Source organism: Pseudarthrobacter sp. Y6, assembly GCF_050156205.1.
GTDB lineage: Bacteria > Actinomycetota > Actinomycetes > Actinomycetales > Micrococcaceae > Arthrobacter.
In genome coordinates this window covers 3,041,766-3,068,251 of record NZ_CP189574.1, presented here as the reverse complement: position 1 = coordinate 3,068,251, position 26,486 = coordinate 3,041,766, and the positions used below count along the sequence as shown (strand labels likewise).

At 64.6% G+C, this 26,486-nt stretch carries 27 protein-coding genes, 3 pseudogenes and 1 riboswitch; of the genes and pseudogenes, 15 read left to right on the top strand and 15 right to left on the bottom strand.

The genetic code is table 11. The annotated features are described in order from the left end of the window. The 4 genes from ACQCSW_RS14775 (at window position 1) to ACQCSW_RS14760 (ending at window position 4,492) form a co-directional block, all read left to right on the top strand. The gene (locus ACQCSW_RS14775) at window positions 1-1,197 is read left to right on the top strand and encodes a glycine C-acetyltransferase (protein ID WP_426987030.1); all 1,197 of its coding nucleotides are present in this window, start codon (window positions 1-3) and stop codon (window positions 1,195-1,197) included. A 67-nt stretch (window positions 1,198-1,264) separates the two neighbouring features. Then, complete coding sequence (locus ACQCSW_RS14770) at window positions 1,265-2,383, top strand: NAD(P)/FAD-dependent oxidoreductase (protein ID WP_426987028.1); 1,119 nt, start codon at window positions 1,265-1,267, stop codon at window positions 2,381-2,383. Between the two features lie 12 nt (window positions 2,384-2,395). Then, the gene (gene hutI, locus ACQCSW_RS14765) at window positions 2,396-3,607 is read left to right on the top strand and encodes an imidazolonepropionase (protein ID WP_426987026.1); all 1,212 of its coding nucleotides are present in this window, start codon (window positions 2,396-2,398) and stop codon (window positions 3,605-3,607) included. Window positions 3,608-3,703: 96 nt separating this feature from the next. Continuing rightward, a complete protein-coding gene (locus ACQCSW_RS14760; RefSeq protein WP_111906378.1) occupies window positions 3,704-4,492 on the top strand; it encodes a DeoR/GlpR family DNA-binding transcription regulator in 789 nt (262 codons plus the stop codon). A gap of 17 nt (window positions 4,493-4,509) precedes the next feature. On the opposite strand, the gene ACQCSW_RS14755 is transcribed toward ACQCSW_RS14760, so the two are convergent. Continuing rightward, window positions 4,510-5,166 carry a histidine phosphatase family protein gene (locus ACQCSW_RS14755; protein WP_426987023.1) on the bottom strand — a complete coding sequence of 219 codons (657 nt, stop codon included), beginning with the start codon at window positions 5,164-5,166 and terminating at the stop codon, window positions 4,510-4,512. A gap of 123 nt (window positions 5,167-5,289) precedes the next feature. Here ACQCSW_RS14755 and ACQCSW_RS14750 point away from each other — a divergent pair, with 123 nt between their 5' ends. Next, a complete protein-coding gene (locus ACQCSW_RS14750; protein WP_426987021.1) occupies window positions 5,290-6,069 on the top strand; it encodes a CPBP family intramembrane glutamic endopeptidase in 780 nt (259 codons plus the stop codon). A 124-nt stretch (window positions 6,070-6,193) separates the two neighbouring features. Here the strand turns inward: ACQCSW_RS14750 and ACQCSW_RS14745 are convergent, their stop codons facing one another. Further along, entirely contained in the window at window positions 6,194-6,832 is a 639-nt protein-coding gene (locus tag ACQCSW_RS14745) for a VOC family protein (protein ID WP_056348211.1), read from the bottom strand. A gap of 175 nt (window positions 6,833-7,007) precedes the next feature. Between ACQCSW_RS14745 and ACQCSW_RS14740 the strand changes: the two are divergent. The 5 genes and pseudogenes from ACQCSW_RS14740 to ACQCSW_RS14720 form a co-directional block, all read left to right on the top strand. After that, window positions 7,008-7,810: pseudogene (locus tag ACQCSW_RS14740) on the top strand (PLP-dependent transferase); the annotation flags it as partial. Window positions 7,811-7,878: 68 nt separating this feature from the next. After that, a riboswitch (SAM riboswitch) is annotated at window positions 7,879-7,993 on the top strand. Window positions 7,994-8,005: 12 nt separating this feature from the next. Then, window positions 8,006-9,121: a homoserine O-acetyltransferase MetX gene (metX, locus tag ACQCSW_RS14735; protein ID WP_426987019.1), complete on the top strand. Its 1,116-nt coding sequence runs from the start codon at window positions 8,006-8,008 to the stop codon at window positions 9,119-9,121. A gap of 27 nt (window positions 9,122-9,148) precedes the next feature. Next, window positions 9,149-9,352, top strand: coding sequence for a hypothetical protein (locus ACQCSW_RS14730; protein ID WP_426987017.1), 204 nt, complete (start codon window positions 9,149-9,151; stop codon window positions 9,350-9,352). A 69-nt stretch (window positions 9,353-9,421) separates the two neighbouring features. After that, the gene (locus ACQCSW_RS14725) at window positions 9,422-9,604 is read left to right on the top strand and encodes a helix-turn-helix domain-containing protein (RefSeq protein WP_426987015.1); all 183 of its coding nucleotides are present in this window, start codon (window positions 9,422-9,424) and stop codon (window positions 9,602-9,604) included. Further along, a pseudogene (locus ACQCSW_RS14720) lies at window positions 9,516-9,836 on the top strand (cupin domain-containing protein); the annotation flags it as partial. The gene ACQCSW_RS14725 and the pseudogene ACQCSW_RS14720, both read left to right, overlap by 89 nt. A 44-nt stretch (window positions 9,837-9,880) precedes the next feature. On the opposite strand, the gene ACQCSW_RS14715 reads toward ACQCSW_RS14720, so the two are convergent. The 7 genes and pseudogenes from ACQCSW_RS14715 to ACQCSW_RS14685 form a co-directional block, all read right to left on the bottom strand. Next, on the bottom strand, window positions 9,881-10,675 hold the full coding sequence (locus ACQCSW_RS14715; RefSeq protein ID WP_426987013.1) for an alpha/beta fold hydrolase: 795 nt from the start codon (window positions 10,673-10,675) through the stop codon (window positions 9,881-9,883). A gap of 139 nt (window positions 10,676-10,814) precedes the next feature. Continuing rightward, window positions 10,815-10,976: pseudogene (locus tag ACQCSW_RS14710) on the bottom strand (IS3-like element ISAar24 family transposase); the annotation flags it as partial. 241 nt (window positions 10,977-11,217) lie between these two features. Further along, window positions 11,218-12,438 (bottom strand): MFS transporter, encoded by a 1,221-nt coding sequence (locus tag ACQCSW_RS14705; RefSeq protein ID WP_426987011.1) that lies wholly within the window; start codon window positions 12,436-12,438, stop codon window positions 11,218-11,220. A gap of 94 nt (window positions 12,439-12,532) precedes the next feature. Beyond that, window positions 12,533-13,216, bottom strand: a complete 684-nt coding sequence (locus ACQCSW_RS14700; protein WP_426987009.1) for a flavin reductase family protein — start codon at window positions 13,214-13,216, stop codon at window positions 12,533-12,535. Further along, the gene (locus tag ACQCSW_RS14695) at window positions 13,213-14,205 is read right to left on the bottom strand and encodes an asparaginase (RefSeq protein ID WP_426987007.1); all 993 of its coding nucleotides are present in this window, start codon (window positions 14,203-14,205) and stop codon (window positions 13,213-13,215) included. Before ACQCSW_RS14695 ends, ACQCSW_RS14700 begins: the two co-directional genes overlap by 4 nt. A 2-nt stretch (window positions 14,206-14,207) precedes the next feature. Then, window positions 14,208-15,167, bottom strand: coding sequence for a VOC family protein (locus ACQCSW_RS14690; RefSeq protein ID WP_426987005.1), 960 nt, complete (start codon window positions 15,165-15,167; stop codon window positions 14,208-14,210). Between the two features lie 57 nt (window positions 15,168-15,224). Continuing rightward, a complete protein-coding gene (locus tag ACQCSW_RS14685; protein WP_426987003.1) occupies window positions 15,225-16,460 on the bottom strand; it encodes an FAD-dependent monooxygenase in 1,236 nt (411 codons plus the stop codon). A 172-nt stretch (window positions 16,461-16,632) separates the two neighbouring features. Here ACQCSW_RS14685 and ACQCSW_RS14680 point away from each other — a divergent pair, with 172 nt between their 5' ends. Continuing rightward, a complete protein-coding gene (locus tag ACQCSW_RS14680) occupies window positions 16,633-17,394 on the top strand; it encodes an IclR family transcriptional regulator (protein WP_426987001.1) in 762 nt (253 codons plus the stop codon). A 219-nt stretch (window positions 17,395-17,613) separates the two neighbouring features. Here ACQCSW_RS14680 and ACQCSW_RS14675 read toward each other — a convergent pair whose 3' ends face one another. The 3 genes from ACQCSW_RS14675 to ACQCSW_RS14665 are packed head-to-tail and all read right to left on the bottom strand — an operon-like array spanning window position 17,614 to window position 20,224. Beyond that, entirely contained in the window at window positions 17,614-18,126 is a 513-nt protein-coding gene (locus ACQCSW_RS14675) for a hypothetical protein (RefSeq protein WP_426986999.1), read from the bottom strand. Between the two features lie 13 nt (window positions 18,127-18,139). Beyond that, window positions 18,140-19,363: a winged helix DNA-binding domain-containing protein gene (locus tag ACQCSW_RS14670; protein WP_426986997.1), complete on the bottom strand. Its 1,224-nt coding sequence runs from the start codon at window positions 19,361-19,363 to the stop codon at window positions 18,140-18,142. 12 nt (window positions 19,364-19,375) lie between these two features. Beyond that, complete coding sequence (locus tag ACQCSW_RS14665; RefSeq protein ID WP_426990709.1) at window positions 19,376-20,224, bottom strand: SGNH/GDSL hydrolase family protein; 849 nt, start codon at window positions 20,222-20,224, stop codon at window positions 19,376-19,378. A gap of 95 nt (window positions 20,225-20,319) precedes the next feature. Between ACQCSW_RS14665 and ACQCSW_RS14660 the strand changes: the two genes are divergently transcribed. Beyond that, window positions 20,320-20,970 carry an alpha/beta hydrolase gene (locus tag ACQCSW_RS14660; RefSeq protein ID WP_426986995.1) on the top strand — a complete coding sequence of 217 codons (651 nt, stop codon included), beginning with the start codon at window positions 20,320-20,322 and terminating at the stop codon, window positions 20,968-20,970. Window positions 20,971-21,012: 42 nt separating this feature from the next. Here ACQCSW_RS14660 and ACQCSW_RS14655 read toward each other — a convergent pair whose 3' ends face one another. Next, window positions 21,013-21,243, bottom strand: coding sequence for an RNA-binding S4 domain-containing protein (locus tag ACQCSW_RS14655; protein WP_426986993.1), 231 nt, complete (start codon window positions 21,241-21,243; stop codon window positions 21,013-21,015). Window positions 21,244-21,276: 33 nt separating this feature from the next. Here ACQCSW_RS14655 and ACQCSW_RS14650 point away from each other — a divergent pair, with 33 nt between their 5' ends. The 3 genes from ACQCSW_RS14650 (at window position 21,277) to ACQCSW_RS14640 (ending at window position 24,852) form a co-directional block, all read left to right on the top strand. Beyond that, window positions 21,277-22,302 carry a DMT family transporter gene (locus ACQCSW_RS14650; RefSeq protein WP_426986991.1) on the top strand — a complete coding sequence of 342 codons (1,026 nt, stop codon included), beginning with the start codon at window positions 21,277-21,279 and terminating at the stop codon, window positions 22,300-22,302. Between the two features lie 133 nt (window positions 22,303-22,435). Then, window positions 22,436-23,821, top strand: a complete 1,386-nt coding sequence (locus ACQCSW_RS14645; protein ID WP_426986989.1) for a glycine--tRNA ligase — start codon at window positions 22,436-22,438, stop codon at window positions 23,819-23,821. Between the two features lie 2 nt (window positions 23,822-23,823). Further along, on the top strand, window positions 23,824-24,852 hold the full coding sequence (locus ACQCSW_RS14640; RefSeq protein WP_426986987.1) for a GNAT family N-acetyltransferase: 1,029 nt from the start codon (window positions 23,824-23,826) through the stop codon (window positions 24,850-24,852). A 75-nt stretch (window positions 24,853-24,927) separates the two neighbouring features. Here the strand turns inward: ACQCSW_RS14640 and ACQCSW_RS14635 are convergent, their stop codons facing one another. Together ACQCSW_RS14635 and ACQCSW_RS14630 are read right to left on the bottom strand one after the other, a co-directional pair. After that, window positions 24,928-25,728 (bottom strand): DUF1295 domain-containing protein, encoded by an 801-nt coding sequence (locus ACQCSW_RS14635; protein ID WP_426986985.1) that lies wholly within the window; start codon window positions 25,726-25,728, stop codon window positions 24,928-24,930. After that, window positions 25,725-26,465: an alpha/beta hydrolase gene (locus ACQCSW_RS14630; RefSeq protein WP_426986983.1), complete on the bottom strand. Its 741-nt coding sequence runs from the start codon at window positions 26,463-26,465 to the stop codon at window positions 25,725-25,727. The genes ACQCSW_RS14635 and ACQCSW_RS14630 overlap by 4 nt, the downstream gene beginning before the upstream one ends. Window positions 26,466-26,486 lie beyond the last annotated feature (21 nt).

The following is a 26,486-nucleotide window of genomic DNA, read 5'->3' as shown; positions in this document are numbered from 1 at the left end:
ATGTACACCTCGATCAAGGACCAGCTGCAGGCTGAGCTGGACGACATCCGCACCGCCGGGCTCTTCAAAACCGAACGCAGCATCAACTCCCCGCAGTCCAGCCACGTCACGGCAGGGCAGATCGGCCAGCCCGGCGCCAACGTCCTGAACTTCTGCGCCAACAACTACCTTGGCCTCGCGGACCACCCGGACATCATCGCCGCCGCGAAGTCAGCCATGGACTCACGGGGCTTCGGCATGGCCAGCGTCCGCTTCATCTGCGGCACCCAGGACCTGCACCTGGAACTGGAAGCCAGGGTCTCCAGGTTCCTCGGCACGGAGGACACCATCCTGTTCTCCAGCTGCTTTGATGCCAACGGCGGCGTTTTCGAATCCCTCTTCGGCCCCGAGGACGCCATCATCTCCGATGCCCTCAACCACGCCTCCATCATCGACGGCATCCGGCTCTGCAAGGCCCAGCGGTTCCGCTATGCCAACCAGGACATGGCGGACCTCGAGACCAAGCTCGTTGAAGCGAAGGATGCGCGGCGCAAGATCATCGTCACGGACGGCGTGTTCTCCATGGACGGCTACCTGGCGCCGTTGGAGGCTATCTGCGACCTCGCCGAGAAGCACGACGCCCTGGTGATGGTGGACGATTCCCACGCCGTCGGCTTTATGGGTGCCACCGGTGCCGGAACCCCAGAGCACGCAGGCGTGTCCCAGCGCGTGGACATCTACACCGGAACGTTCGGCAAGGCCCTGGGCGGCGCCTCCGGCGGCTATGTGTCCGGCCGCAGTGAAGTGGTGGCCATGCTCCGCCAGAAAGCGCGCCCGTACCTGTTCTCCAACTCCCTGGCCCCCGCGATCGTCGCCGCCACCATCAAGGCCCTTGACCTGGTGGAGAATTCCGGAGACCTGCGGACCCGGCTGTTCGAGAATGCCCGGCTATTCCGGCGCCGGATGACCGAGGAGGGTTTCGAACTCCTGGACGGCGAACACGCGATTGTTCCCGTGATGTTCGGGGATGCAGTGATGGCTGCAAATGTGGCGGACCAGATGCTCCGGCACGGCGTCTTTGTCACCGCGTTCAGTTTCCCGGTGGTCCCGCGTGGCGCCGCCCGGATCCGCGTCCAGCTTTCGGCATCGCACTCAGCGGACGACGTCGAAGCGTGCGTGGCTGCCTTCGTCGCCAGCCGTGCCGCAGTAGCGGGTTAACCCAGCCGGGCTAAACGTCCCGAGGGTGCCCGGCGCGGCCGCAGGGCAACTCTGCAAGGATGGAGCCATGACAGCACACTACGACGTCCTGATTGTGGGCGGCGGCATCGCCGGCCTGTCCCTGGCGTCCGCGCTCGCGGGCAGCTGCAGCGTGGCGCTGGTGGAGGCGGAGCAGGAGCTGGCGTACCACACGTCCTCCCGCTCCGCCCGTCAGCTTATTCCGAGTTACGGCCCTGAAGTGGTCCAGGAACTCACAGTCCGGACCCTGGAGCTGATGGCGGCCCGCGACGCGCAACTGCCCGAACCTGTCTTGACGCCGCGGAGTTTTATGCTCATCGGCACCGAGGAATCCGTCCGCGCCGAGGCCAGCGGCCACATGAGTGCCATCACGCATGACCGGGCACTGGAGCTGTGCCCGGCGCTGGTCCCCGGAGCTTTCTCCGCCGCAGGCCTGGACACCGGATCCTTCGGCTGCAACGCCCCGCTGCTGCTGGCCGACCACCGCCTGCGGGCTGAGGCCGCCGGCGCCGACATCATCACCGGCGCCCGCGTACATTCCGCCCAGCGGCTGGGCTCGGGCTGGGAGGTCGGCGCCGGGCAGGAAGCCTTCGAAGCCGGTGTGCTGGTCAACGCGGCCGGCGCCTGGGCCGATGAAATCGCCGTGATCAGCGGCGTGGAGAAGCTCGGGCTGCAGCCGTACCGGCGCACTGCGGCGATTGTCGACGTCGAACATCCACTGCCAGGGCACAGCCCCATGGTGGCGGCAGCGGACCACACGTTCTATTTCCGCCGGGAGGGCACCGACGTGCTGATCTCGCCGTCGGAAACGGTGCCCAGCGGACCCGAGGACGCCAGGCCGCGGCCCGGCGATGTCGAGCGGCTGATCGTGAAGCTGAACGAGCTGACCACGTTGGGAATCCGCGGAGTTCGGAGCGCGTGGACGGGGCTCCGGACCGAGGCAGCCGACGGCGTCCCGGTAGCCGGTTTCGATGCCGAAGCACCCGGGTTCTACTGGCTGGCCGGTCAGGGCGGTTACGGTTTCCAGACGTCATCGGCCATGGCTGAGCTCGCCGCCGCGCAGATCCTGGCCGGACAGGGCGCCGGGCACAGTGCCGGTGCGGCCCACCATCCGGCATCCCGGACAGCGGAGGCGCTGGCCGCCACGCGCTGGTCCGTCCGGCGCTGAACAATGGAACCCATGAGCACCCTGATCACCAACATCGCCGAGCTGATGACCCAGGACCTGGAACACCGCGTCCTTAAGAATGCCGCCGTGATGATCGAGGGCGAACGGATCGCCTGGCTCGGTTCCGCCGCGGATGCGCCGGCGGCCGACGACACCGTGGACGCCGGCGGCCGGGCAGTGTTGCCGGGCTGGGTGGATTCGCACACGCACCTGGTCTTCGCCGGCGACCGCACTGCGGAGTTCGAGGCGCGGATGGCAGGGGAGTCGTATTCGGCCGGGGGCATCGCCGTAACCATGGACGCCACCCGGCGCGCGTCCGATTTCGACCTCACCCGGCTGGCGATGGCGCGCGTATCCGAGGCCGTATCGCAGGGCACCACCTACCTCGAAACCAAGACCGGGTACGGGCTGGACATGGAGCACGAGGCCCGGAGCGCCCGGATCGCCTCCACTGTTGCAGACGAAGTCACCTACCTGGGCGCCCACCTTGTCCCCGCAGGCACCGATGCGGAGGCCTACACCGATCTCGTCTGCGGGCCCATGCTTGACGCCGTCCGGCCTTACGTCCGGTGGGCGGACGTGTTCTGCGAGGAAGGCGCCTTCGACGCCGAGCAGTCCCGCCGTGTGCTGGAGGCGTGCCGGGCCGCCGGACTGGGGATCCGCGTCCACGGCAACCAGCTCGGCGAGGGTCCCGGCGTGCAGCTGGCGGTGGAACTCGGGGCAGCCAGCGTGGACCACGTGAACTACCTGTCCGGGCGTGACGTGGCGGCGCTCGCGGAAAGCTGGTCCGGCTGGAACCCGGACACCGGCACTGGGGTCCGTGGCACCGTGGCAACCTGCCTCCCCGCGTGCGATCTCTCCACCCGGCAGCCGCTGGCACCTGGTCGTGAACTGTTGGATGCGGGGGTCCAGGTGGCGCTGGCCTCCAATTGCAACCCGGGTACCTCGTACACCAGTTCCATGGCGTTCAACGTGGCTACGGCGGTGCTGCAGATGCGGCTCAGCGTCCATGAAGCGGTGCGCGCCGCAACGTATGGAGGCGCGCTGGCGCTGCACCGGGAGGCAGGGCACGACGCCGATGGCGTACGGGCGGTGGGTTCGCTCGCCGTCGGGCACCGCGCGGACCTGCACATGCTCAACGCCCCCTCAGCAGCGCATCTCGCTTACCGCCCGGGCATGCCGCTCACGTACGCTGTGTGGCGGGCCGGTGCGCGGGCACGCTAACCAGGGCCGCACTTGGTGATTGCGAGGTGATCATTTGTGCCTGATATGATCAGATAACGTCATATTTTGGTGACTGTTTGACGCTGAGAGGCCCCCATGACCCGCACTGACCGCCTGACGGCCATCCTGGACATTCTCGCCAAGACCGGCCAGGTGGAGGTGGAGGAGATTGTCTCGCAGCTTGCGGTCTCGCCGGCCACGGCGCGGCGGGACCTGGACAGTCTGGCCAAGCGGCGGCTGCTGACCCGGACCCGGGGCGGGGCCACCACCGGCGCCCTGGCCTACGACCTCCCCGGGCGGTACAACCGCGACGACCACGCCGAAGCCAAGGAACAGATCGCTCAGGCCGCCTCGGCGCTGATTTCACCCGGCGCGGTGATCGGTCTCTGCGGCGGCACCACCAGCACGGCCTTGGCGCAGATTCTGGCCACGCGCGAGGACCTCAACGCTCCCGCCAACCAGTCCACACTGACGGTGGTCACCAACGCCATCAACATCGCTGCACAGTTGGCTGTCCGCCCCAACATCAAAGTTATGGTGACCGGCGGCATCCTGAACCCCCGCTCGTACGAACTGGTGGGCCCATACACCGACATCATCATGCAGAAGGTGGTCATGGACATCGCCTTCATCGGCGTGAACGGCATCGACCCCGAGGTAGGTCCCACCAACACGGGGGAGGGCGAAGCGTCAGTGAATGCCCTGCTGGCCAGCCGGGCCCGGATCTCCTATGTGCTGGCCGATTCCTCCAAGGTCGGCGTCAGAGCCTTCGCCACCATGGACGGCTACGCATTCAACCGCCTGATCACCGACTCCGGTATCTCCGCCGAGGACAAGGCAGCGTTCGAAGCCAATGGCACCGAAGTGATCGTGGCCCCGCACTAAGCGACCAGCAACAACCCCTAAAAGATCACCGGCGGCGCGTCCAGGACGGTCTCGTCCACGCGGCGGTCCACCCATTGGCTGAACGGAACATCGAGTTCGTACTTGCCCAGGTCGGTGCGCAGAAGGGTCCGCACGGCGGCATTGTCCGGGTTGTTGAGGGATTCGAAATACTCCACCGACCAGTGGAACCAGCGCATGCAGAACAGACGCATGGTCAGCCCGTGCGTTACCAGCAAGGTGTTGGGGGCGTAGCCAGGTTTCGACCAGTGGCGGTACAGCGTCTCCATAAAGGATGAGATCCGGTCGTAGACGTCGGAGCCGGATTCGCCCTCCCGGAACCGGTAGAAGAAATGGCCGTAGGCGTTACGGAGTTCCTTCTGGTCCTCGATGTCGCCGGTGATCTGAAAATTGGCCCAGTCCTGCTCGCGGAGGCGTGGCTCTTCGATCACCCGTTCCGTGAGATTGCCAAGGTTGAGCGCCTCCAGCGTCTGGTGCGCCCGAAGGTACGGCGATACATAAACGCAGACTTGGCGACCGTCCAACTCGCGGCGGATCCGTTCCCCGGCCGCCGTGGCCTGCGCCAGGCCCTGGGGAGTCAGTGGAATCCGGTAGTCCGGGACCCTGTTGTAGATGGACGTATCGACATTGGCCGCGGATTGGCCGTGCCGGATCATGAAGATTTTCCCTGGCGCGCTCATAAGCCCCAAGCATAGGTGCCGCCGCCGGCACAGGGCCCCTCAAAGTGCCGGGCCGTCAGGAATCAGCGAAGAACCAGAAACTACAGGCAAGATGGAACCATGTTGGTTCCCTCCCGCCGTCGGCTGCGGATTGAAGTCTGGATTGTGCTGGGTCTTTCCCTGGGGCAGTCCGCCGTCTACTCGGTGGTGCAGCTGCTGGAGAAGATGACCCGGGCCCCGCTGGCCGAAGGCACATCCACGCTGAACCGGTCGCAGAGCCCGCGCGAATACTTCGACCTCACCTATCAGCTGCTGGACATCATTTTCGCCCTGGTGCCAGTGCTGCTGGTCATCTACTTCCTCACTGACCAGCGGCAATCCGGTGCCGGCGTGAGCGCCCACGGCGGGTCCGCCTTCCGGAAGCTGGGGTTCAACTTCGCAAGGCCGGGCCGCGACCTGCTGCAGGGACTCGGCCTCGCGGCGTTGATCGGGGTCCCTTCGTTGGGCCTTTACGCCGCGGGACGTGCCCTGGGGATCACCACCGCCATCATCCCCAGTGCACTCGATTCCTACTGGTGGACCGTTCCGGTCCTGATCCTGTCCGCGCTGCGGCACGCCGTGGTGGAGGAGGTCATCGTGGTGGGCTATCTCCTGGACCGCTTCGGCAAGTTCGGCTGGAGCATGCCCCTGGCCATCTTCACCAGCTCGATGCTCCGCGGCAGCTACCACCTGTACCAGGGGTTCGGGCCGTTCATCGGCAACGCAGTGATGGGTGTGGTGTTCGCCTGGCTCTACACGAAGACCAAGCGGGTTATGCCGCTGGTCATCGCGCATGCGCTGCTGGACATCGTCGCCTTCGTCGGCTTCAGCCTCTTCGGCCGGGCTGTGGGCCTGGGGTAGGACAGTCGTGGTTCCCGTGCGGCACAGGTGTACTTACTCAGGTCCGGTTAAAAGGATTCGGCCGCCATCGGTGGGTGGCATCATTGGCACCCGCTGATGGCGGCCGAAGCTATTGAACGTGCAATCAGATGGTGACTGCTCCGGTAGCGGTTTCGAAGGTCACGGACAGGATGCCCGGGGTTCCATGCGGAGCCACCCAGTCAACGGCCACATCCTCCAGGGGCTTCTCGACGGGTTCGCCCAGCCATTCCGTCACGCGTTCGGCGGAACCGGCTATGGTCAGGCAGCTCATCTTGACGTTGCTCTCATAGGCGTTGGACGGGTGCAGGGCGGGGTCGCCCTCCCACTTGAGCATGTACGGGACCTGCGGGTCCGCGATCAGGCCCAGGATGCCGATCTGCTTCCAGACCAGCTCGCGGCCATCCGGGAACTTGCGGTTGCCGTTGACGGCAGCACGGCCCAGGCGGTCTTCAAACGGAGCGAGGTCGTCCACTTCGACGCACCAGCCCATCCAGCCGCCGCCGGCTTCGGACCGCGCCCGGACAGCCTGCCCGAAGGGAGCCTTGTCCGAGGCTGGGTGGTTCAGGACCTCCACGACTTCCAGGTATTTGTGGCCGGCGAGGGGAATGATCATGTTCCGGGTTCCAAACCGGGGGTGCACTCCACCCTTCACGGCTTCAACGCCGAGGGCGGACGAAATACGTTCGGTGGTGGCAACGAGGCCATCTTGTTCACAGGCGTAAGAGACGTGATCCATGCGCATGCCATCATCTTGGCACTTTGTGATCCGGCTCTCAGCTAAGGGTAGCCTTACCGGATTCCTGTTGCGTCACGAGTGGACATTCCGCCGGGAACGGGACTCAAAGCGGCCGGCTGACCACGTTCGTCACAATTCTGTTCCCGTCAGGGAAGGCTTCTTACACTGAACGCAACCGAGCAGCGCCGCCAACCGGTTTGCCCTCGCGGAGCTCGCCCCGACCTACACCCGCATCGGCAACCCAACGCAGGATGCCGTGGAACAGAGGATTGCCAGTCTGGAGGGCGGACTCACGGCACTGCTGCCGAGCTCGGGACAGGCCGCTGAAATGTTTGCCATCCTGAACATTGCCGAGGCCGGTGACCACGTCGTGGCCAGCCCCAGCCTGTACGGCGGGACGTATAACCTCCTGGCGCACACCCTCAAGAAGTTCGGCATCTCCGTCACGTTTGTGGCAGACCCGGACAACCTGGACCATTGGCGCGATGCCGTCCAGCCCAATACCAAGCTCTTCTTCGCCGAAGTGGTCTCCAGCTCCCGCGAGGACGTGCTGGACATCGAGGGTGTGTCCCGAGGCACGTGGCCAACGCCGTCGACGTCGCAGAGTGGCTTGAGGCAAGGGACGACGTCGAATCCGTCGCCTACGCGGCCTCCAGCCCTTGGTACGAGCGCGGCCGCAAATACGGCCCCAAGGGCACGGGTGCGGCGGTCGGTTTCAACCTGGCCGGTGGCGCAGAGGCCGGGAAGCGCTTCGTGGATGCCCTGGAGCTGCACTCCCATGTGGCCAACATCGGGGACGTCCGTTCACTGGTGATCCACCCGGCATCAACTACGCACAGCCAGCTTTCGCCGGAGCAGCAGGCCATCACCGGGGTCCCGGGACTCGTCCGCCTGTCCGTGGGCATCGAACACATCGATGACATCCTCGCCGACCTTGAGGCCGGCTTCCGGGCGGCCAAGGGAGCGGCAGGCCAGCAGCAGTAGGGCTCCCGCAAAGTCACAACCAGTCACATGCTTAGTAATAGACCGGGGCTGTTCGTACACTCGAAGCAGGTCATGAGTGCCAGTGACAGCCCCGGCTTGCTGGCCGGCAACCCTCTTTCGCGGCGGGGTGCCCCGGGTGAGGACCTGGCCTGCCGGTCAATTGACGGTGGGCAAGCGCGTAGAAAAGGTCCTTCCATGACGATTACGATTTCCCGAACTGCGGCCCCCGGGAACGGTGTGGTCCGTTACGCCAGCATTGGTGGACTCCAGCTCGAAGCCGGCGGGTACCTCCCGGATATCACCCTCGGCTATGAAACGTGGGGAACCCTCAACGCGGACGGCTCCAACGCCGTCCTGATTGAGCACGCCCTGACCGGCAGCACGCACGTGACGCGGGGCGACAGTGACGAGCCCGGGTGGTGGGAACAACTGGCCGGACCCGGTGCGCCGGTGGACACTGACCGGTTCTTTGTGGTTTCCATCAACATTGTCGGCGGCTGCTATGGCTCCACCGGGCCGTCCTCGGTTGCCCCGGACGGCAAGCCATGGGGGTCACGTTTCCCTTTGGTAACGCTGCGGGACACAACGGCGGCCGAGGCCAGGCTGGCTGACCAGCTGGGTATCCCGAGCTGGTACGCCGTGTTGGGCGGCTCCATGGGCGGCGCGCGGGCCCTGGAGTGGGCGGTCACCTACCCGGAACGGGTCCAGCGGTGCGCCGTCATCTCGATCGGTGCCGCCAGCACGGCCGAACAGATTGCGTTCGCCCAGGCGCAGACGCTCGCCATCCGCCAGGACACCAATTTCAACGAAGGCGACTACTACGGCGGTCCGCTGCCGGAGGACGGCCTGGCCCTGGCACGGCGCATTGCGCACATCACCTACCGCTCCGCCGAGGAATTCGATGGGCGCTTCGGACGGTCGGCCCAGCACCCGGAATCGCCGTTTCAGGCGGCAGCGCTGGGGGAGCGGGGCCGCTACCAGGTGGAAAGCTACCTGGACCACCAGGGCAAAAAGCTGGTGCGGCGCTTTGATGCCAACAGCTACATCGCCATCACCGACGCCCTGATGAGCCACGACGTCTGCCGCGGTCGAGGTTCGCTGAACGAGGCCTTGGGCCGTGCCACTGCCAGGTTCTTCGTGGCCGCCGTGGACAGTGACCGGCTGTACTTCCCGTCGCAGTCCCGTGAGCTGGCTGACGCGCTCCCGGGTGACGTGGACGTGCACGTTATTGAGGCTCCGATCGGCCACGACGGCTTCCTGACCGAGATCGGCCAGCTCGGCGTCCAGCTTCGGAACACGTTCCTGGACTAGGCCCAATGCCCTTTACTTTGTGGTTTTGTGACTTTTCTTGAGTGGCCAGTTGGACATTTTGCGTTTGACGGCGCGGGGGACGGCGCGTTGTCGGCGTTGGGGCAGGAGCTCGTGCAGGAGCTCGTGGAGGATTTCCTGGCAGAAAATGGTGAAGGCTTCAGCCAGTTTGTGAGGGGGCAAAAGCCGGGCGCGCGGCGAGGGATCGCCGTGGTGCCCGGAGGGTCCGTGTGAAGGAGAAATGGAGGGGGTCTTCGTCGAATTCTGCGGGATCTGGCCGCAGCGACGGGGCTTTCGGTCGGCATGCTAAGCCAGATCGAACGCGGGAGTACGGATCCCAGCCTCGCCACCATCCGCAAGTTGGCTGCGGTCTTTGGAGCGGATCTGGCTACGCTTTTTGCCGAGTCGACGCCTCAGGCGGTTCATCACTCCAAGCCGGAAATGCGTCCTGGCCTGGCAGCCGTCGGCGGGTACATCGCCCTATGAGCCGCTGACACCCGGCCCGACCGACCTCGAGGTACTCAAGGGCAGCCTTCTCCCGGGCGAGTCTACGTCCGACGACGCCTGGTCCCACCCCTCGACCGAGTGCACAGTCGTCCTCGCAGGTTCAATCACCGCGGAAATCGGCGGAGCGATATACGTTCTGTTAACAGGGGAAAGCGTGACTTTTGATTCACGCAGGCCTCACCGCTACTTCAACCATGCCGACGTTGCGGCGGAATTTTTGGTGTCAGTTACGCCTCCAAACCCCTCGAGACTGCGTCACATCCTGGTGCCCTCGGTTGTATCGGAGACGCCGTCCTTGTCCAGGCTTGACGGGCAGAGATTCTCCAGCCATTTCACAACTGCAGGCCAATGCGCTGCAGTCGGATCGATGACGTCAAAGTGTCCCAGACCGGCCGGCGTGTCAAGGCTGATTTCATCCCCCACAGCCTGAGCCGCCGCTGTGAAGTCCTGAGAGTGGGCCAGGGGAACACGCTCGTCATCCTGCCCGTGCACAACCAGGACGGGGCACCCAGAGGGCAGAACGCTGATCGGAGATGCGCGTTGGTATTCTGTTGGGCAATCAGCCGCGGTCGCACCCATGAATTCAAGGGCGGCGTCTTCTCCCAGGCCTTCGCGTTCGATGCGTACCAGGTCTGTCACCGGCGCCAGGGCGACAACTGCATCGAGTTGGTCGACAGAGAGCAGGGCGAGGTGCCCGCCAGCGGAGTGCCCGATGGCGATGACCGGCCCGTCCCAGCCCTTTTCAGCCTTATCTGCCAACAGGCAACCCAGGGCGGCCCGTACATCGTTCAGGGTCGTCGGCCAGCCGCCGCCGTTGCCGACCCTGCGGTATTCCACATTCGCCACAGCCCATCCCCTCGCGACCAGGTCCACCGCCAGCGGCTGCATCGAAGACCGATCAAACTTGGAGCGCCAGTACCCGCCGTGAATCAGGACGATGAGGCCGCGCCGACGAAGGGAATGACTTGGCGAAATCAGCTCCACCATCTGGGGGTCTTCCGGTCCATACTTCAGGGCGAGTCGGGCAGGACGGGGCAGGGCTTGCGTCATATGTGCTCCTTGGTGTCTCGTGATGTGTCGGGGGCGTTGGGCGTTGGAGGGTGTTTGAGTCCGCCACCACCCAACTGCATGCGGGCTAGGCTCCCGGAACCGATCCCGGCGGCAGGAAGTCCACGGTCCGGGTCTTTCAGCGCTTCCGGTTCAACAGCTCGATCTGCTTGCTGGACCAGAAGCACTCCATCATCGCGCTATCGTAGCCGTAGCCGTAGCCGATCGTTCCGAACGAGGGCATTAGACCGGCCGAGCGGATCTTGTTGGTGAAGGCCCATGAGGTGAACTGGACGCCGTGGTCCGTCGTCAAATCGGGATTATGCGGCTGCCAAAGAATTTCACGGGCGATCTCGTTGAACACCGTGAGCAGTCGGTCGAGGTAGATGGGCGGAATGTTCAGTGTGGTGCGAGGACTCCTCGACGGTGGGCTGCCAGAACGGCTTGTGGGAGAACACGAGAGTGGGCGGCCGCTGATCTGCTCGGGGACTATGAGAGGTTTGGATGGCCCCGGTAGGGCGATGGGGTCACCCGACACTGCGGTTCTAGGGAGCCGCGTCGACTTTCGTGCGGGCGGAAACATCGGTGCGTGGGATGGCCAGTAGGGCTATCACGGCGAGAGCGCCGGCTGCTGCGAATACGTAGAACGCCCACGGGTGGGCGATACCGGCTACGACCAGCCCTCCTATCACGGCAGGTCCTACGATAGCGCCGATGCGGCCGACACCGGCAGCGAATCCGAGCGCTGTTGCGCGTAGGTGGACCGGGAAAAGCTGGGTCACCCAGGCGTAAATGAGTACTTGGGAACTAAAGACAAATACTCCGGTGACGAAGACAAGGCCGTTGAGCAGGACTGCGTTTTCAAACTTGATGCTTAAGACGCCGAGGCACACCGCCGCAATACCGAAACACGGCAACACGATGCGTCTGATTCCGTGCCTGTCTGCCAGGACGCCAGAGATCATGAGGCCGGCGACGGCGCCAAGATTCAAGACCAGGAGCAGGGTAATCCCTGTGGTGATCGGATAACCAGAGGAAGACATGAGCAGCGGAAGCCCGGTATTCAAGCCAAATACCAGCAGCAGCCCCATGAATGACGCGGCAGCGATCGCCATGGCGATCCGAGGGTAGGGCTTCTTCGCCAGATCCCGGAACCCGGTTCGCTCCTTTGCCCCGGCAGTGCGCACTGTCGGCAACATTTCCGGCAGTTTGAACCACAGGAACGGCACGAGGGCCAAGCCCGAAATGCCTCCCACCACGAACATGATGCGCCAATCGGGAACGACCATCAAAGCAAGGAAGGCGGTCGCCACCGCCCCGGTGTGGTACCCGGTCATCGTGCGGGTGGTTGACTTACCGGCAGACCCTGGAGGCGCATAGTCGTTCATGTAGGCAAGGGCCGATGGCAAGCACGCCCCGAGCCCGATCCCGCCTAGAAACCGCAATACACCGAACACTTCCACGTTCGGAGCCCACACGACCACGAGGGTGAAAATCGAGAACCAGAGCACACAGGCAACCAGCAGTTTTCGGCGCCCGAAGCGGTCCGATAGGGGCGAGATGAAGAGCGCTCCCACACCCACGCCCACGATGGTAATCGTGACGACGAGAGTAGCGCTTACCGCGTCAAAGCCGAGCTCGCCAGTCTTGATCAGAGTGGGGACGACGGTGCCAAGCACCACCAGGTCAAAGCCATCGAGCACCATGGCCAGCCAGCAAAGCCACACCGGCCATCGTGATGGCAGGGTCGAGGGAGAAGTTGTCATTGGAATCCTCATTGATTTTGGAAAAGAACATTGATTTTGGAAAAGAAAATAGAAACACAACGGAAGGGGAGCTCTACGGTATTTTTGCCGCTTTCTAAAACGCCCCCATCTTGCCGTGCGCCGGGGCGGTGGGCCGCTCAAAAGGTATTCGTTCGATAGACCGAACGGAGGTGGTTTCACCCCATTCGTTTCTCCCTAGCCGAGCCAACGGCGCCAGCCTCTCAATCAGTGGGTGTACTCGTTCGCCCTTGATTTCGAGCACATCTTCTCGGACCGAGATATGAAGCACATCGCCCATGACGACCCATGAGTCGCCGAGTTTCACAATCCGGTTCAATCGGCATTCGATCGCGCTTGGAGATTCGGCAACTCGCGGCACGCGGACCGTCTTGGATGCTTCGCGGCCTAAGCCGACTTCGTCGAACTCGCTCATGAACCGTGGATAGTCGGTGCCTGTCGAGTTGATCTTCTCAAACAGGCTTGCTGGCGACGAATTGATCACGAACTCGTTGGTGTCGACGATGTTCTTGATCGTGTCGTTATATCCGACGGACGTGAACTGAACGATCGGCGGGTTTCGGCATGCGACGGTGAAGAAGGAGTGCGGAGCCAAGTTGTCCACTCCTTGGGATGAAGTAGTGGATATCCAAGCTATCGGCCGAGGCACGACCAGGCTCGTCAGCATATGGTAGGTCGCAAGGTTCGATATCGCGTGTTCACCTTCGATCGGGAGCTCCCGTCGAGAGCCTTCAGCTGGTCGTTCGTTGTCTTCGTTCATGAAAAGACCTCTCCTAGATCGGCCAGCGATAGGCCCGCCGATAACGCGCACATGAGTTCTATGCGGGCATGTAGCGGGCGGCGGTCGCCTGCCCAGAGCACGCCAGCTTCCTGCAGATCGAGGTCACCACCAGCTCCCGCATAGCCCCCACCACCAGCTCCCGCATTGCCCAGACCGGTCGATCCGCTGCCGCATCGCGAAGCAATGAGTACCGGCTTTCCGCCCGCCACCATGTCACGGATCGCCGGCATCCACGCGGAAGGCACATGGCCCAGACCTGTGCCGGCGATCACGACGGCGTCAGAATCGACCGACACCTCGCGGATTGCGGAGTGGGGGGCCGCAACGTAGCTCCAGAGCAAGGGCACCGCCGGAGAGTTGGTCGAGGCGACACGGTAGTGGCGACCTTCCTTCGCCGACACAGGAATCGCGATGCGATCCTGGTCAACCCGTCCCAATACACGCCTGTTGGGCGATGTGAAAGCGTCCAGTGCTCGCGTGTGTGCTTTCGTCGCATCCGCGGCATCGAGAACAACCCCGTTGAGAGCGACACAGACGCCGATTCGGGTGTCACTGGTGGCCGCAAGCCTGACCGCGTTCCACAGATTGCTTGCCCCATCGAAACCGACTCGTGATTGATTCACCATGGATCCGGTGACGACGACCGGCTTGGGTGATTCGAGAGTCAGGGAGAGGAACTGCGCCACTTCTTCCAGAGCATCGGTCCCGTGCGTGATCACCACTCCCACAACATCGGTTCGAGCGAGATGTTGCTGAACGGACAGCGAGAGTTCACAGAGCAAGGACCAGTCGATGTCCCACCCCAGGGGGTAGCTCGTGCTGAAGTCGTGTGCCTCCACCGTCACGTCCGGCACGGTCGGGATCAGCGTGAGGAGGTGGGCAGCTCCGTGCTTCTTGACAACGACTCCTTCCGTTGGCTCCGCTGAAGCGATGGTTCCGCCGGTGCCGATCACGATGACAGTTGCCACGACTAGATATCGATCGTCTCGAGCTGGCTCAAGATTTCGGCGCGATTTCCCTCGAACTGGGGAGGAAGTTGGAATCGAGCGCCGAGCTCGTCAGGCAGCTCGTCGCACGCCCAGCCACCCTCCGGATGGGTCACTGCCAGCTCGAAGAGAGCGCCGCTTGGTGTGCGCACGTAGAAGGACTTGAAGTACTTCCGGTCCTTGAGCTCCGAGATATCTGTGTAACCGCGCGCCTCGATGTCGAACTTGACGTGTGCCTGGTTGACCAGGTCGCCCATGTTCCATGCGAAGTGGTGGATCGTCCCTGCCGCGTATGTCCAGGTGCCTTGATCCTCGGACCGGTTGCCAACGATTTCCACGTTGTTCCCGAAGGCATTCTCGTCCCCAACCTGGAATGCGCATCGGTCGCCGTCTTCCCGCAGGTTCGCTTGCATCAAGAACGAGTCGGTGGAGAACTCGACCATCGCCTCAGGTGAATAGGCGACGATTCCAACTCCGTGGATGCCGTGGATGGCGTACTCTGCCGACACGCCGCCGCCGGTATACCCGATCCGGGGGTCATTCGGTGACTCGAGCATGGCGTAGTCGATCCCGCTCGGATGCCGGAAGATCACTCGTCGCGCGCCGAAGATTTCGATGTTGGCGGACTCGATCTCATGCGCCCTCAGGCGCTTCTCCCAGTAGTCCAGCGACCCCACGGGAACCGAAAGCTGCACTTCCCTGGCCTGATTCGTGCCACGCCTGCCGGTCACTCCCGTCTGCGCGAACGGAAAAGTGGTCAGCACGGAACTGGGGTCACCGTTCGCATTGGAGTAGTAGAGATGGTAGACGGGGATGGCGCCGTCGAACAGAACCGTTCGTTTGATGAACCGCAGGCCCAGGACTCCGACGTGGAAGTCCACGTCCTCTTGCGCCCCGCCCACACACATAGTGATGTGATGGCCGCCGTGGATGAAATTGCTCATGGTGTTCCTTTGCTAACGAATTGAGATGAGTGGGGCACAGCGACAGGCTGAGCGCTGTTAGAGGGTTGGCTGGAGGCCTTGGGGCGTCACTAGGTCAGTCCCCAACTGTTCGGGGGTTGCCTCAGCGTCAGGGTCATAGCCGTAGATCCATTCCGAGCGCATCAACGCATCAACGCTTCCTAGTTCCGTGTCCCGAGTGCGCTGTTCGGGACCATCAGGTCGATGATTGACCTCCTTGCGGTCGTGGCTGACAACCTGCAGCTTGCGAGCACGCGGGATGCGGATCCGCTGGTACTTCTGCAGCGCATCCTCGAGATCGGCGTCTTCCGAAAGACAATTCGCGAGCACCGCGCCGTCCTCAATTGCTTGGGCGGCACCTTGACCGAAGAAGGGGAACATTGGGTGGGCGGCATCACCGAGCAGCGCGATCCGGCCGTCAGCCCATCTGTCGAGCGGTTGTCGATCGAGCAGCGCCCATCGACCAGGACGACTCGCAGCCGCTATCAGCTCCTGCAGACGGGGATCCCACCCAGCGAACTCCGCTTGCAGTTCCGAAAGCTCCGCAGTCGTTGACCACGACTCGAGGGTGAAGTCGCCGGCCGGGGCGAACGCGACCACGTTGATCCATCGACCGTTTGAGATCGGGTAGTGAACGAGGTGGCGATCTGGCCCAAGCCACAGAGTGTGCACTGGACGTCGGGTGAACTCGGGTGCCGCTTCAGCCGGGACGAGAGCGCGGAACGCACTTATTCCGGAGAAGTCGGCCGCGGATGGTTCGGTAACTGCGTTGCGCACCACCGAGTTAACTCCGTCGGCACCGATCACCAGGTCGGCACGGTGAATGTCCCCGTTCCCAAGGTGCAGGTATGCCCCGTCAGAGTCCTGTTCGGCGCGGACCACCACACTGCCCGTGCGAATCGACCCCTCCGGCACCGATGCCGCCACAGCCGCGAGGAGGTCCGCCCGGTGAAGTGTGTAGGTGTGCTCACCGTAGTGGTCCATGCAACGCGTGTCCATGTCCTCAACCGAGAGGACCGTGCCGTCCTGCCAACGTCGGAACTCCCAGCCGGCCTCCAATCGAACACCGCGCTCCTCGACGATCCGGGCTACGCCAAGGCGACGCAACAAGCGCATGGCGTTGGGGGCAACCACCAACCCCGCACCCACCTCACCGAGGGAAGAAGCCTGCTCGTAGACAGTGACTCGATGGCCTTTGCGAGCGAGGAACCCGGCCGCAGCCAGGCCGCCGATGCCGCCGCCGGCGATCGCGATGTCCAGTGACCGACTTGCCATGATCTGATTCCTTCCGCTTCCTGCGAGCACTCCAGCCGTCGGCTGAAACTCGCTAAGAAGTGACCTATATCTCGTTTGTGGATGATCTGCTCCTACGGTAGCTTTTCGATCCACGCCCGATGTAGTGTATGTTCACTGATCGAACATCGACGTGCGACTGGGGAGGGTTGTGATGCGTAAGGACACATCAGATGAACGTTCAGGTATCGCTCGGATAGCCGACGTGCTCGCCGCGTTTGATACCAAACATCCCGAATTGACGCTCGCCGAAATCACTCGACGCGCCCGATTGGCGCACGCCACCGCGCGTCGCACGGTCAAGGAGCTCTGCGCGGCCGCACTCCTGACGCAGACTTCGAACGAGACTTATGTAGTGGGCATCCGGCTGTGGGAGATCGGGTCGTTGGCTCCGTCATCCCTACCGCTGCGCCAGGTAGCTATGCCGTACATGCAGGTACTGCATGATTCCTTGGGGGAACACGTCCAACTCGTTGTCCGCGACGGCAAGGAGGGTTTGATTGTGGAACGTCTATCCGGGGTGCGAAGCCTCAAGCTGGTTTCACAACCTGGAGGCCGCCTTCCGCTTCACACCTCCGCAGCAGGAAAAGTACTGCTCGCACACGCTCCCACAGGGGTTATCGATGAGGTATTGAGTGAGCCGCTTTTGGGGCTCACGCCCAAGAGCATCACTGACCCGAAGGCGCTCATGGCCGAACTTGGCTCGGTGCGGTCCCACGGGTATGCCACCGTCCATGGTGAGATGCCACCTGCCGAGGCCAACTCGGTGGCTGCAGGGATCTTCGGCCGCGAAGGAGACCTGCTTGCAGCGATTTCCGTAGTCGTTTCCGCTTCACGCGGGTCTCTGCAGTCGTTAGTACCGCCCGTGATGTCGGCTGCGCGCGCGATCACCACGACTCTGCGCTCTGGCCCGTAATCGACCTTTCGCCGCAACACGATGCAGTTAGCTCCTCGTCCACGCGGAGACTGGCGGGTCTCATGGTGGACCCGAAGGCTACTGCAACTATCGCAGCCCTACCCACCCTGGACCGGGTCTAAGCGCCAGAGGGCACCTGAGGCCCTGTCCTTAAACGCGAGAGGACACTTGAGGCCCCTAAAATCGGGGCCACCAGTGTCCGTTCGCGCTGTTAGGCGATCAGCCGTTCATGATGTCGGAGCGGCGCTTCATGTAGTCCTCCATGGCCAGCTCACCGTTGCTGTACTGCTGGTCGAGTTCGGCCAGTTTCCGGGCACGGTATCCCTGGGGGCCCGACGGCGGCAGGGGAATGGCGGGGGCTGCAGGCTGCTGCGGTGCTTCCGCTCGCTGATCCGGCGCCGGCTGACCGTTGGGTTGCGGCTGACCGTACGGCGGAAACTGCTGATCTGCAGAAGGAATCGGCTGCATGGGCGGCAGCGGGTGGCTCGGCGGCAGGGGCCGCGGGCTCATGATCTGGCGGAAGCCGCCACTCATGTAATCCTGCTGCGTGTAGCCGTCACGGGGCTGTTTGTTCTGCGGTCCAGGATGCTGCCCGCCGCCTGGAAACTGCTCGGGGTAGCGTCCGGAAAAGCTCTGGTCCTGGTTCCGCTTGTTGACGGATTTCCGGTACATCCGCATCGCCATCGGTACCACGAACGACAGAATGATGATCCAGAAAAACAAGCTGTTCACGGTGTAGCGCCTCTCATATGTGTCCTTCCAGCTTAACCCCGGAGCGCACACGCGCGGCCGGGATCCCCAGGAAGACCCCATACCGGTCCACGGCGTCCTGCACGGCGTCGTCCGGAGCCGGGTCCGCGGCAGCGAACAAGCGGATATCCAGCTCACAGCGGCCGGCGAACATGGTGTGCCGCCAGGAGCCGGCCATCCTCCCGTCCAGCAGCACCACATGCATCGGATCCCTGGCAACCGGGAACGCCGGAGCGCTGCCACCCAGATAGTGCCGTGTTGCTGAATAGCCCATCACGTATTCGTCGTAGCACTGGATCAGGTCGATCCGCGGTCCGGCCGCCGACGGGGCATTGCTGCCGTCCGTGCCGGCGTCGAAATAGTGCACGACGCCGTCAATCACCGACGTTGCCAGCGTCTCGGGAGCAGCCGCCAGGGACTGTTGAAGGCCGAGCCGCACGTCGGCCATGGTGAGCCCGGACCAATCGGCACAGTCCTTGACCGTGGCCGGGCCGCGGCTCGTGAAGTAGCGCCGGACGAGTTCGCCGAGGGCTTCGGCCCGGGTCCGCGGCACGGCCGGGCCGGGAGGTACGCGCTCGTCAAACAGGGCGTAGGTCTGCTTCAGGGCGCCGCCCGGACTGCGCGCCGACGACCCGCTGGCCAGAATCCCGCTGATCTCGGCGTGCATGATCAGGTAGGCCAGCCGGAAGCCGGTGGCCGCGAACCCTTCGTCCTGAAGCCGCGCGGCCAGCTGTTCCCGGGTCAGATGCCGCCCGCCCCTCACGGCTTCGGCCAGGACCTGCCCGCTCCGGTCAGCGGCGGCGGCATCGATCCCGGTCCGCCGGTACATGCCCGCGTTGCCCTGGTGAAGCCGCGGCGCGGACAATGCCGTCAGCCAGCGAAGATCCTCCCGGTGCACAAAATGCCAGGTGGGCCGCAGGATATGGGTGCGCAGGATGACCCCATCTGACACCGCCTGCTCCACGCCCATGGCAGTGGACACCTGAGCAGCGGCAGGTACACGATGAGACAGGGCCTCGGAGGCAGCTCCAGGACCGCCGGTCCGTTGCGCCAGGCTCCAGCGGGCGTAGGGGAATTCCTGCGCCTGGACAGCCAACAGGTGCCGGACGGCATCCTCCGGCGAGCCCAGGCCGGGCCCGCGCAGCCGTTGGGCGTGAAGCCGCCGCCGCACCACCTCATCCGGATCCATGCCTGTCCGGGTCCGCTGTCCTTGGGTCACGCAGTGCCGCCGCTAGCGCCGGGCGTCGGTGGTCCCCAGCGGACCCTCGCCGGAACCCAACGGAACGCCCGGCCCGAACACAGGGCCCGGCGTCGGACGTTTTGCGGTGATTCCGTCGCCGGAAGAGCGGTGGCGCAGCCGCCGCACCACCCAGGGGACAAAGTACTCGCGCGCCCACACCAGGTCTTCGGAGCGGGCTGCCCGCCACGTGCGCGTCGGCAAGGGCTTGGGCCGGAGCGGCTCGAGCGTGTGGTTCACGTTAAGCGATTCCAGTACCATGGCGGCGATGGTGTGGTGTCCCAACGGCGAAAAATGCAGGCGGTCCTCGTCCCACATCTGCGGATCATTCAGCTGCTTGAGTGACCACATGTCGGCGATGATGGCATCATGGCGGGCGGCCACGGTGCGGAGGTTTTCGTTGTAGATCGCCACCTTGCTGCGGATCCGTCCCAGGACCGAGGAACCGGTATCCGGACCGTTGAACAGCACCACCGTGGCGCCGCCCATGGCCAGGATCTGGACCACCGAATCAAGTTTTTCGGCGAGGGCGTCGGGGTCGCCGCCGGGCCTGATGAGATCGTTGCCACCGGCGGAAAGGGTTATGAGGTCCGGCTTCAGCGCCAGGCACGGGGCGAGTTGCTGGTCCACGATCTGCTGCAGGAGCCGGCCGCGGACGGCCAGGTTGGCATAGGCGAAGTCCGCCTGGCCCCGACCCAGTTCCTCGGCCACACGGTCCGCCCAGCCGCGGAAGCCGCCGGGGCTTGTTGGTTCCGGGTCGCCGATGCCCTCGGTGAACGAATCTCCCATCGCTACATAGCGGCTCCAGGGGTGGGTTTGCGTGGCTGTGGGCGGGCTCTGCATGGCTCTTGCGTCATTCACGGTCCTATCCTGCCTCCTCCCTCACAAGCTACGCCACCGTAGGTAGTTACCGCCGGGTAACTGTAAGAATGGAAACCATGACTGACGCCCAAGTATTTCCCGCCCCTGTTGTTATGTGGTCCCGGCCGGAGGACCAGCGAACCGGGAAGCCGCTGCTGGTGCTGCTGCACGGCTACGGCGCCAACGAACAGGATCTCCTGAGCCTGGCGGATATGATTCCCGATGACTTTGTTGTTGCCTCACTCCGGGCGCCCCTGGCCACGGGCCCCGGGTTTATGTGGTTCCCCCTGACGGCCTCCATCGAATACACGCTCGACGCCGTCAAGGCTGCAGCCGGCTATGTGCAGGACTGGATCGACACCGTCAAAGCCGACCACCCGACGGTGACGCTGCTCGGCTTTTCCATGGGAATGGCCATGGCCACCACGCTGCTCCGGCAGCGCCCCGCGGACTTTGCCGCCGTCGTCGGGCTTTCCGGTTTTGTGGTCAACGCGGACGGGGACCCCACCTTCAAGGATGCCGAACTGGACGGCACAGTGCCGCTCTTCTGGGGCCGGGACCAGCAGGACCCCGTGATCACCCCCGACAAGATCGACTACACCATGGGCTGGGTGCGCGGGCACGTCAAGCTCACCAAGGTCCTCTACACGGGCATGTGGCACGGCATCAACCAGCAGGAAATCGGGCACGTCTCCGAGTTCCTGACGCACGAGGTGCTGAACAAATAAACGTACGACGGCGGCCGGCGGCACAGTGACCCCGCGTTGCCTTTAGGAGGGGGCCACGACCTTCACGGTCTGCCCGTTGACGGTGACGGTGTCGCCGTTGTGCAGCTGGCGTCCGCGGCGGTCGTCGATCGCCCCGTTGACCTTGACGAGTCCGTTCTTGATCAGCTCAGCGGCTTCCACGCCGTCCTCCACCAGGCTGGCGAGCTTCAGGAGCTGGCCAAGGCGGATCATGCTGTCGCGGATGGGGATCTCTTGAATGTCCTGGTTGCTCATACAAGTAATAATGCCTGACGTAAGGTGAATCCAATGACCCACACCCCACGGCTGCCGCGGTTCGCGGGGCTCCCGCTGGCCGTCGGCGCGGGACTGGCCATTCCCGTCCAGGGCCGGATCAACGGCGCCCTCGGCGTCCGGCTCAACGACGGCATCGCCGCGGCCGTGGTGGGTTTCAGCGCCGGTCTGGTGGTGATGATCCTGATCTCCCTGATCCTGCCCAGCGGCCGCGCCGGTCTCGCCAGGATCCTGCCTGCGGTCCGTACCCGGGCTTTTCCGCCCGCGTACGTGCTTGCCGGCGGAATCGGTGCCCTTTTTGTCTTCGCCCAGTCCTTCACCGTGGGGATCCTGGGCGTGGCACTGTTTACCGTCGCCGCCGTGACCGGGCAGACGCTGAGCGGCCTGCTCGTGGACCGGCTGGGCATCGGCCCTGCCGGCAAGAGGGCCGTGACTCCCATGAGGGTCATCGGGTGCGTGTTCACGGTCGCCGCTGTTGCGTGGGCGGTTTCGCCGCGGCTGGCCGGTTCGCCCGGCTCCCCGGGCTCCCCTGCGGACGGCGCCGGAGGCCTGGAGACCTTGGTCATCCCGTTGATCCTCCCCGTCCTGGCCGGGTTCCTGATGAGTTTCCAACAGGCCATGAACGGGACGGCAACGGTCCACTACCGTTCGCCGATCGCCGCCACGCTGGTGAACTTCGTTGCCGGCACGGTGTTCCTTTGGATTGCGTTGGCCATCAAGGTGGCTGTCTTTGGGCCGGGCAATCCGTTGCCGGCCGAGTGGTGGTACTACCTGGGCGGACCCATGGGCTGCGTCTTCATCGGCTTGGGTGCGCTGCTGGTCCGCAGCCTGGGAGTGCTGGTGACAGGGCTCGGCATGATCGCCGGGCAGCTCCTTGGCTCCCTTGGGCTGGACCTCCTGGTGCCGGCCCCGGGAAGTATCGTGGCGCCGGCCACCGTGCTGGGCACACTGCTCACCCTGGCTGCCATCATCCTGGCCACACTGCCGTGGCCGCGGGGCGCCTTCCGGAGGCAGGCAGCTTCCGGAGGCAGCGGCCGGTAGGCTAGGACACGCAGTTCTCTGCATCTCGTTCCTTCGCCCGCCCCGCCCGCACCCAGCGGTGATGCACCTACGTGCAGCGGGGCCAGATACCCGCGGACCGCACCCAGCGGCCCTGTAGAAATTGGAGTCCACCATGGCAGCAAAATCCGTACTCGACCAGGTCATTTCCCTTTCCAAGCGAAGGGGTTTTGTGTTCCAGGCCGGTGAAATCTACGGAGGCTCCCGCTCTGCCTGGGACTACGGACCCCTCGGCGCCGAGCTGAAGGAAAACATCAAGCGCCAGTGGTGGCAGTCCATGGTCCGCGGCCGCGAGGACGTGGTGGGCCTGGATTCCTCCGTCATCCTGCCCCGCCAGGTATGGGAAGCCTCCGGCCACGTTGACGTCTTCTCCGACCCGCTCGTTGAGTGCCTTTCCTGCCACAAGCGCTACCGTGCAGACCACCTCGAGGAAGAGTACGAGGAAAAGAAAGGCCGCCCCGCCGAGAACGGCCTGAAGGACATTGCCTGCGTCAACTGCGGCACCCGCGGCGAATGGACCGAACCCCAGGAATTCTCCGGCCTGCTCAAGACCTTCCTCGGCCCGGTGGCCAACGAGGAAGGCATGCACTACCTGCGCCCGGAAACGGCCCAAGGCATTTTTGTGAACTTCAGCAACGTGCTCACCACGTCCCGCAAGAAGCCGCCGTTCGGCATCGGCCAGATCGGCAAGTCCTTCCGGAACGAGATCACGCCCGGCAACTTCATCTTCCGCACCCGTGAGTTCGAGCAGATGGAAATGGAGTTCTTCGTCGAGCCCGGCACGGACGAAGTGTGGCACCAGTACTGGATGAAGGAGCGCATGTCCTGGTACACCAGCCTGGGCATCCGGGAGGAGAACCTGCGCTTCTTCGAGCACCCGCTGGAAAAGCTGAGCCACTACTCCAAGGGCACCACGGACATCGAATACCGCTTCGGCTTCCAGGGTTCGGAATGGGGCGAGCTCGAAGGCATCGCCAACCGCACCGACTTCGACCTCTCCACGCACTCCAAGGCTTCCGGCCAGGACCTGAGCTACTTCAACCAGGCCACCAACGAGCGCTACACCCCGTACGTGATCGAGCCGGCCGCGGGCCTGACCCGTTCCTTCATGGCGTTCCTTGTGGACGCGTACACCGAAGACGAGGCACCCAACGCCAAGGGCGGCGTCGACGTCCGCACCGTCCTGCGCCTTGACCCGCGCCTGGCTCCCGTCAAGGCTGCGGTGCTGCCGCTGAGCCGCAACGAAGACCTGTCACCCAAGGCCAAGGACCTGGGCGCGCAGCTGCGCAAGAACTGGAACATCGACTTCGACGACGCCGGCGCGATCGGCCGCCGCTACCGCCGCCAGGATGAGATCGGCACCCCGTTCTGCATCACCGTGGACTTCGATACCCTCGATGACCAGGCCGTGACCATCCGTGAACGCGACACCATGAGCCAGGAACGCGTCTCGCTGGACAAGGTGGAAGGCTACCTGGCCGCCCGCCTGATCGGCGCCTGAAAATGGGCATCGAATACCGCGAATGGCTTGAGGGCGATGACCTGACGCTGCTGGAAATCTGGGGCGGTCCGGAGACCGGGCAGGCCCGGCAGTTCCGGGGCGCCCTGGCGGTCTCTTCTGCCGGCACGGACAGTACTCCGTGGCGCCGCTGCATCGTGGCCGAGGACGTCATTGACGGAGTCGGCATTCCGGTGGCGGCGGGCGTGGTCTACGAAGCCTCGCTGCACCCCGAGCGGCTGTGGACCTACATCGAAGTGGCGCGCGATCACCGCCGCGCCGGCATTGGTGCCACGCTCCTGACCATGCTGCGCCGCGAAGCCGAGCAGGCGCCGTCGGGCGTTGCCAGGCTGCGCGCGAAGGTGCAGCCGGGCAGCACGGGCGCCGCGTTTGCCGAGGCGTTCGGGCTTTCGCCCATCCAGCGCTCCCGGCTGGTGGTGGTGGAGCCCGGCGCCCTGAAGCTGCCGGTGTTCCCCGCCAAGGACGACGGCGGCCGGCCGGCGAACGATGAAAACGCCGGTTCCGATGTGGTCATGGACCTCGCCACCGGCTCGGTTGAGCTGACCGACGTGGTGGGGCGGTACTACACGTCCATCCATGACTGGGATTCGCCTGGTGTGCTGTCGGCGGGGCAGGTGCAGAAGCTGTTCCTGGATGACCTCACCGGCGCTCACGGTGCGCTTGTGCTGCGTGCCGAGCCGGGATCAGCATTTGGCGCCGGGGTTTCCCCCAGCAAGAAGGGCCGGATCCGCGCCTTTGCGGTGAGCTATGCGGAGGCAGCCCAGGACCCGACCGCCGACGCGTCGGCCCAGGGCGGGAAGGCCACGGATGTGTTTGTGGGCCACGAACCAGCTCTGGAGACCGGCGACGCCGCTGCCGCAGTCCGTGACCTGCTCTCGCTCCTCGCGTACCAGCACCCGGTCATGCTCGAACTGGACGATTCGATGACTGCGCTGCGCGCCGCCGTCGAGCCTCTGCTGGAATCCGGCAAGGCACGCCAGGCCGGTGCCGACACGCTGATCGTCTCGGACTGACCCCCGTACCCCCAACTGGGTCACAGTCGTTTTGAGCGCTCATAACGACATCTACTGCGACCCAGTTGGGGGACGTCACCGGCGTTTGGGCGGCCACGGAATGAAGCCGCTGGTCGCCTCAACATATTCCCGGTAGCCGGGCCGCCCGGACATCGCCTTTTCCGTCAGGGGCTTCCCGGTTTTTCCGGCGAGCGTCCACACCATCAGTGCCGCTGACAGGATGGTCAGGATGCCGGGCCAGGAGTCTGCGGCAATGAGGAATAGCCCGGTCCAGATAGCCGCGTCGCCGAAATAGTTGGGATGCCGGGTGTACCGCCACAAACCGGTATCCAGCACCGTGCCGCGGCGGGACGGATCCTTCTTGAAGCGGGCCAGCTGCCAGTCGCCCACGGTCTCGAATGCAAACCCCGTCACCCACAGCAGGATCCCGAGCACGGCCACCCACCCCACAGCGCCGGTGGCGAACATCCCTACTTGCAGCGTCAGGGACACAAAGAACATGACCACGCCCTGCGGCAGGTAGACACGGCGGAGCGCATAGGCGTTCCTGGATCCGGGCGCAGGGTCCAGCAGGGCCTTGTAGCGTGGGTCTTCATGTCCGTCGCGCGCCCGCCAGCCAATATGGATTCCGAGCCGCAACCCCCAAACGGCCGTCAGGAGAAGCAACAGGACCCGGCGGGTGTCATCGCCCGATCCGGCTGACAGGAACCAGGACACCACGGCTACCGCGACGAAGCCGGGGCCCCACGCGACGTCCATCACCGAATGCCGGCCCTGCCGGACGGCCACACCCAACGTCAGCGCCAGGACCGCCAGCACTGCCAGTGCTGTCAAGGGCAGCGACGCGGCGAACTCCGGCCAGGGAAAAGGGCTCACAGGGCCACCTCAGCGGAGGACCCGGGCACCAGCTCAGCCAGCGTGCGCGCGGCCGGGTGCGTGACGCCGGTGCGCTCGGCGAAGGCCTTCATGACGAAACCGGTCGCCAACGCGTGCCACAGCCGGCCGCGGCGGAACATAAAATGCCCGGCGCCGCGCAGCGAAACATACTGCATGGACGCTGCTGCACCAGTGGCACGGCGCGCGAACGTCAAGGACTGGGACGGGCTGGTCATCCGGTCCACGGTGCCGTGGATAATCAGGACCTTGCGTCCGATGAGCGAGGTGGCGGGCGTTTCCGGGCTGAGCCATGGGGCGAGGGCCACGACGGCGTCCACCTGCGGATCGTCCGCGGCACTCACAGCGGTGAGGCCGCCCATGGAGTGCCCCACCAGATATACGGGAACTCCAGGGTGCTGCGCACTGATTTGCTGGAGGGCCCAGCGGGCATCCCGCAGCGCGGACCTGTCCGGCCCGTTCCAGCCTCGCACGCCGTTCCGCAGCGACCACACCGCCAGTCCGTGGTCCTTCCCGGCACGGTGCAGGTGGCGGGCGAACGTGACCATGCGCAGCGGGCTCAGATGGCGGGCCTCCACGGGCTCATAGCTGTGTGCCTTGCCCCCGTGCAGGACCAGTGCCACGCCTCGCGTTGTCCCGGAGGCAGCCAGCACAGTGAGCGCCGCCTGCCGCCTCGCTGCAGGTTCGTTGGTGTGGAATTCAGTCCTGCGGTCCGTCACGCGTGGTTCCTCCCTGTTCCT

What these genes read in the sequence shown, in the direction of transcription:
- ACQCSW_RS14770 (WP_426987028.1), top strand. Translation starts at nt 1,265, where the DNA reads ATGACAGCACACTACGACGTCCTGATTGTGGGCGGCGGCATCGCCGGC.
- ACQCSW_RS14665 (WP_426990709.1), bottom strand. Translation starts at nt 20,224, where the DNA reads ATGCAGAGCCCGCCCACAGCCACGCAAACCCACCCCTGGAGCCGCTAT.
- ACQCSW_RS14660 (WP_426986995.1), top strand. Translation starts at nt 20,320, where the DNA reads ATGACTGACGCCCAAGTATTTCCCGCCCCTGTTGTTATGTGGTCCCGG.
- hutI (WP_426987026.1), top strand. Translation starts at nt 2,396, where the DNA reads ATGAGCACCCTGATCACCAACATCGCCGAGCTGATGACCCAGGACCTG.
- metX (WP_426987019.1), top strand. Translation starts at nt 8,006, where the DNA reads ATGACGATTACGATTTCCCGAACTGCGGCCCCCGGGAACGGTGTGGTC.
- ACQCSW_RS14715 (WP_426987013.1), bottom strand. Translation starts at nt 10,675, where the DNA reads ATGACGCAAGCCCTGCCCCGTCCTGCCCGACTCGCCCTGAAGTATGGA.
- ACQCSW_RS14650 (WP_426986991.1), top strand. Translation starts at nt 21,277, where the DNA reads ATGACCCACACCCCACGGCTGCCGCGGTTCGCGGGGCTCCCGCTGGCC.
- ACQCSW_RS14725 (WP_426987015.1), top strand. Translation starts at nt 9,422, where the DNA reads ATGCTAAGCCAGATCGAACGCGGGAGTACGGATCCCAGCCTCGCCACC.
- ACQCSW_RS14760 (WP_111906378.1), top strand. Translation starts at nt 3,704, where the DNA reads ATGACCCGCACTGACCGCCTGACGGCCATCCTGGACATTCTCGCCAAG.
- ACQCSW_RS14700 (WP_426987009.1), bottom strand. Translation starts at nt 13,216, where the DNA reads ATGAACGAAGACAACGAACGACCAGCTGAAGGCTCTCGACGGGAGCTC.
- ACQCSW_RS14750 (WP_426987021.1), top strand. Translation starts at nt 5,290, where the DNA reads ATGTTGGTTCCCTCCCGCCGTCGGCTGCGGATTGAAGTCTGGATTGTG.
- ACQCSW_RS14705 (WP_426987011.1), bottom strand. Translation starts at nt 12,438, where the DNA reads ATGACAACTTCTCCCTCGACCCTGCCATCACGATGGCCGGTGTGGCTT.
- ACQCSW_RS14655 (WP_426986993.1), bottom strand. Translation starts at nt 21,243, where the DNA reads ATGAGCAACCAGGACATTCAAGAGATCCCCATCCGCGACAGCATGATC.
- ACQCSW_RS14640 (WP_426986987.1), top strand. Translation starts at nt 23,824, where the DNA reads ATGGGCATCGAATACCGCGAATGGCTTGAGGGCGATGACCTGACGCTG.
- ACQCSW_RS14745 (WP_056348211.1), bottom strand. Translation starts at nt 6,832, where the DNA reads ATGCGCATGGATCACGTCTCTTACGCCTGTGAACAAGATGGCCTCGTT.
- ACQCSW_RS14775 (WP_426987030.1), top strand. Translation starts at nt 1, where the DNA reads ATGTACACCTCGATCAAGGACCAGCTGCAGGCTGAGCTGGACGACATC.
- ACQCSW_RS14690 (WP_426987005.1), bottom strand. Translation starts at nt 15,167, where the DNA reads ATGAGCAATTTCATCCACGGCGGCCATCACATCACTATGTGTGTGGGC.
- ACQCSW_RS14755 (WP_426987023.1), bottom strand. Translation starts at nt 5,166, where the DNA reads ATGATCCGGCACGGCCAATCCGCGGCCAATGTCGATACGTCCATCTAC.
- ACQCSW_RS14685 (WP_426987003.1), bottom strand. Translation starts at nt 16,460, where the DNA reads ATGGCAAGTCGGTCACTGGACATCGCGATCGCCGGCGGCGGCATCGGC.
- ACQCSW_RS14645 (WP_426986989.1), top strand. Translation starts at nt 22,436, where the DNA reads ATGGCAGCAAAATCCGTACTCGACCAGGTCATTTCCCTTTCCAAGCGA.
- ACQCSW_RS14680 (WP_426987001.1), top strand. Translation starts at nt 16,633, where the DNA reads ATGCGTAAGGACACATCAGATGAACGTTCAGGTATCGCTCGGATAGCC.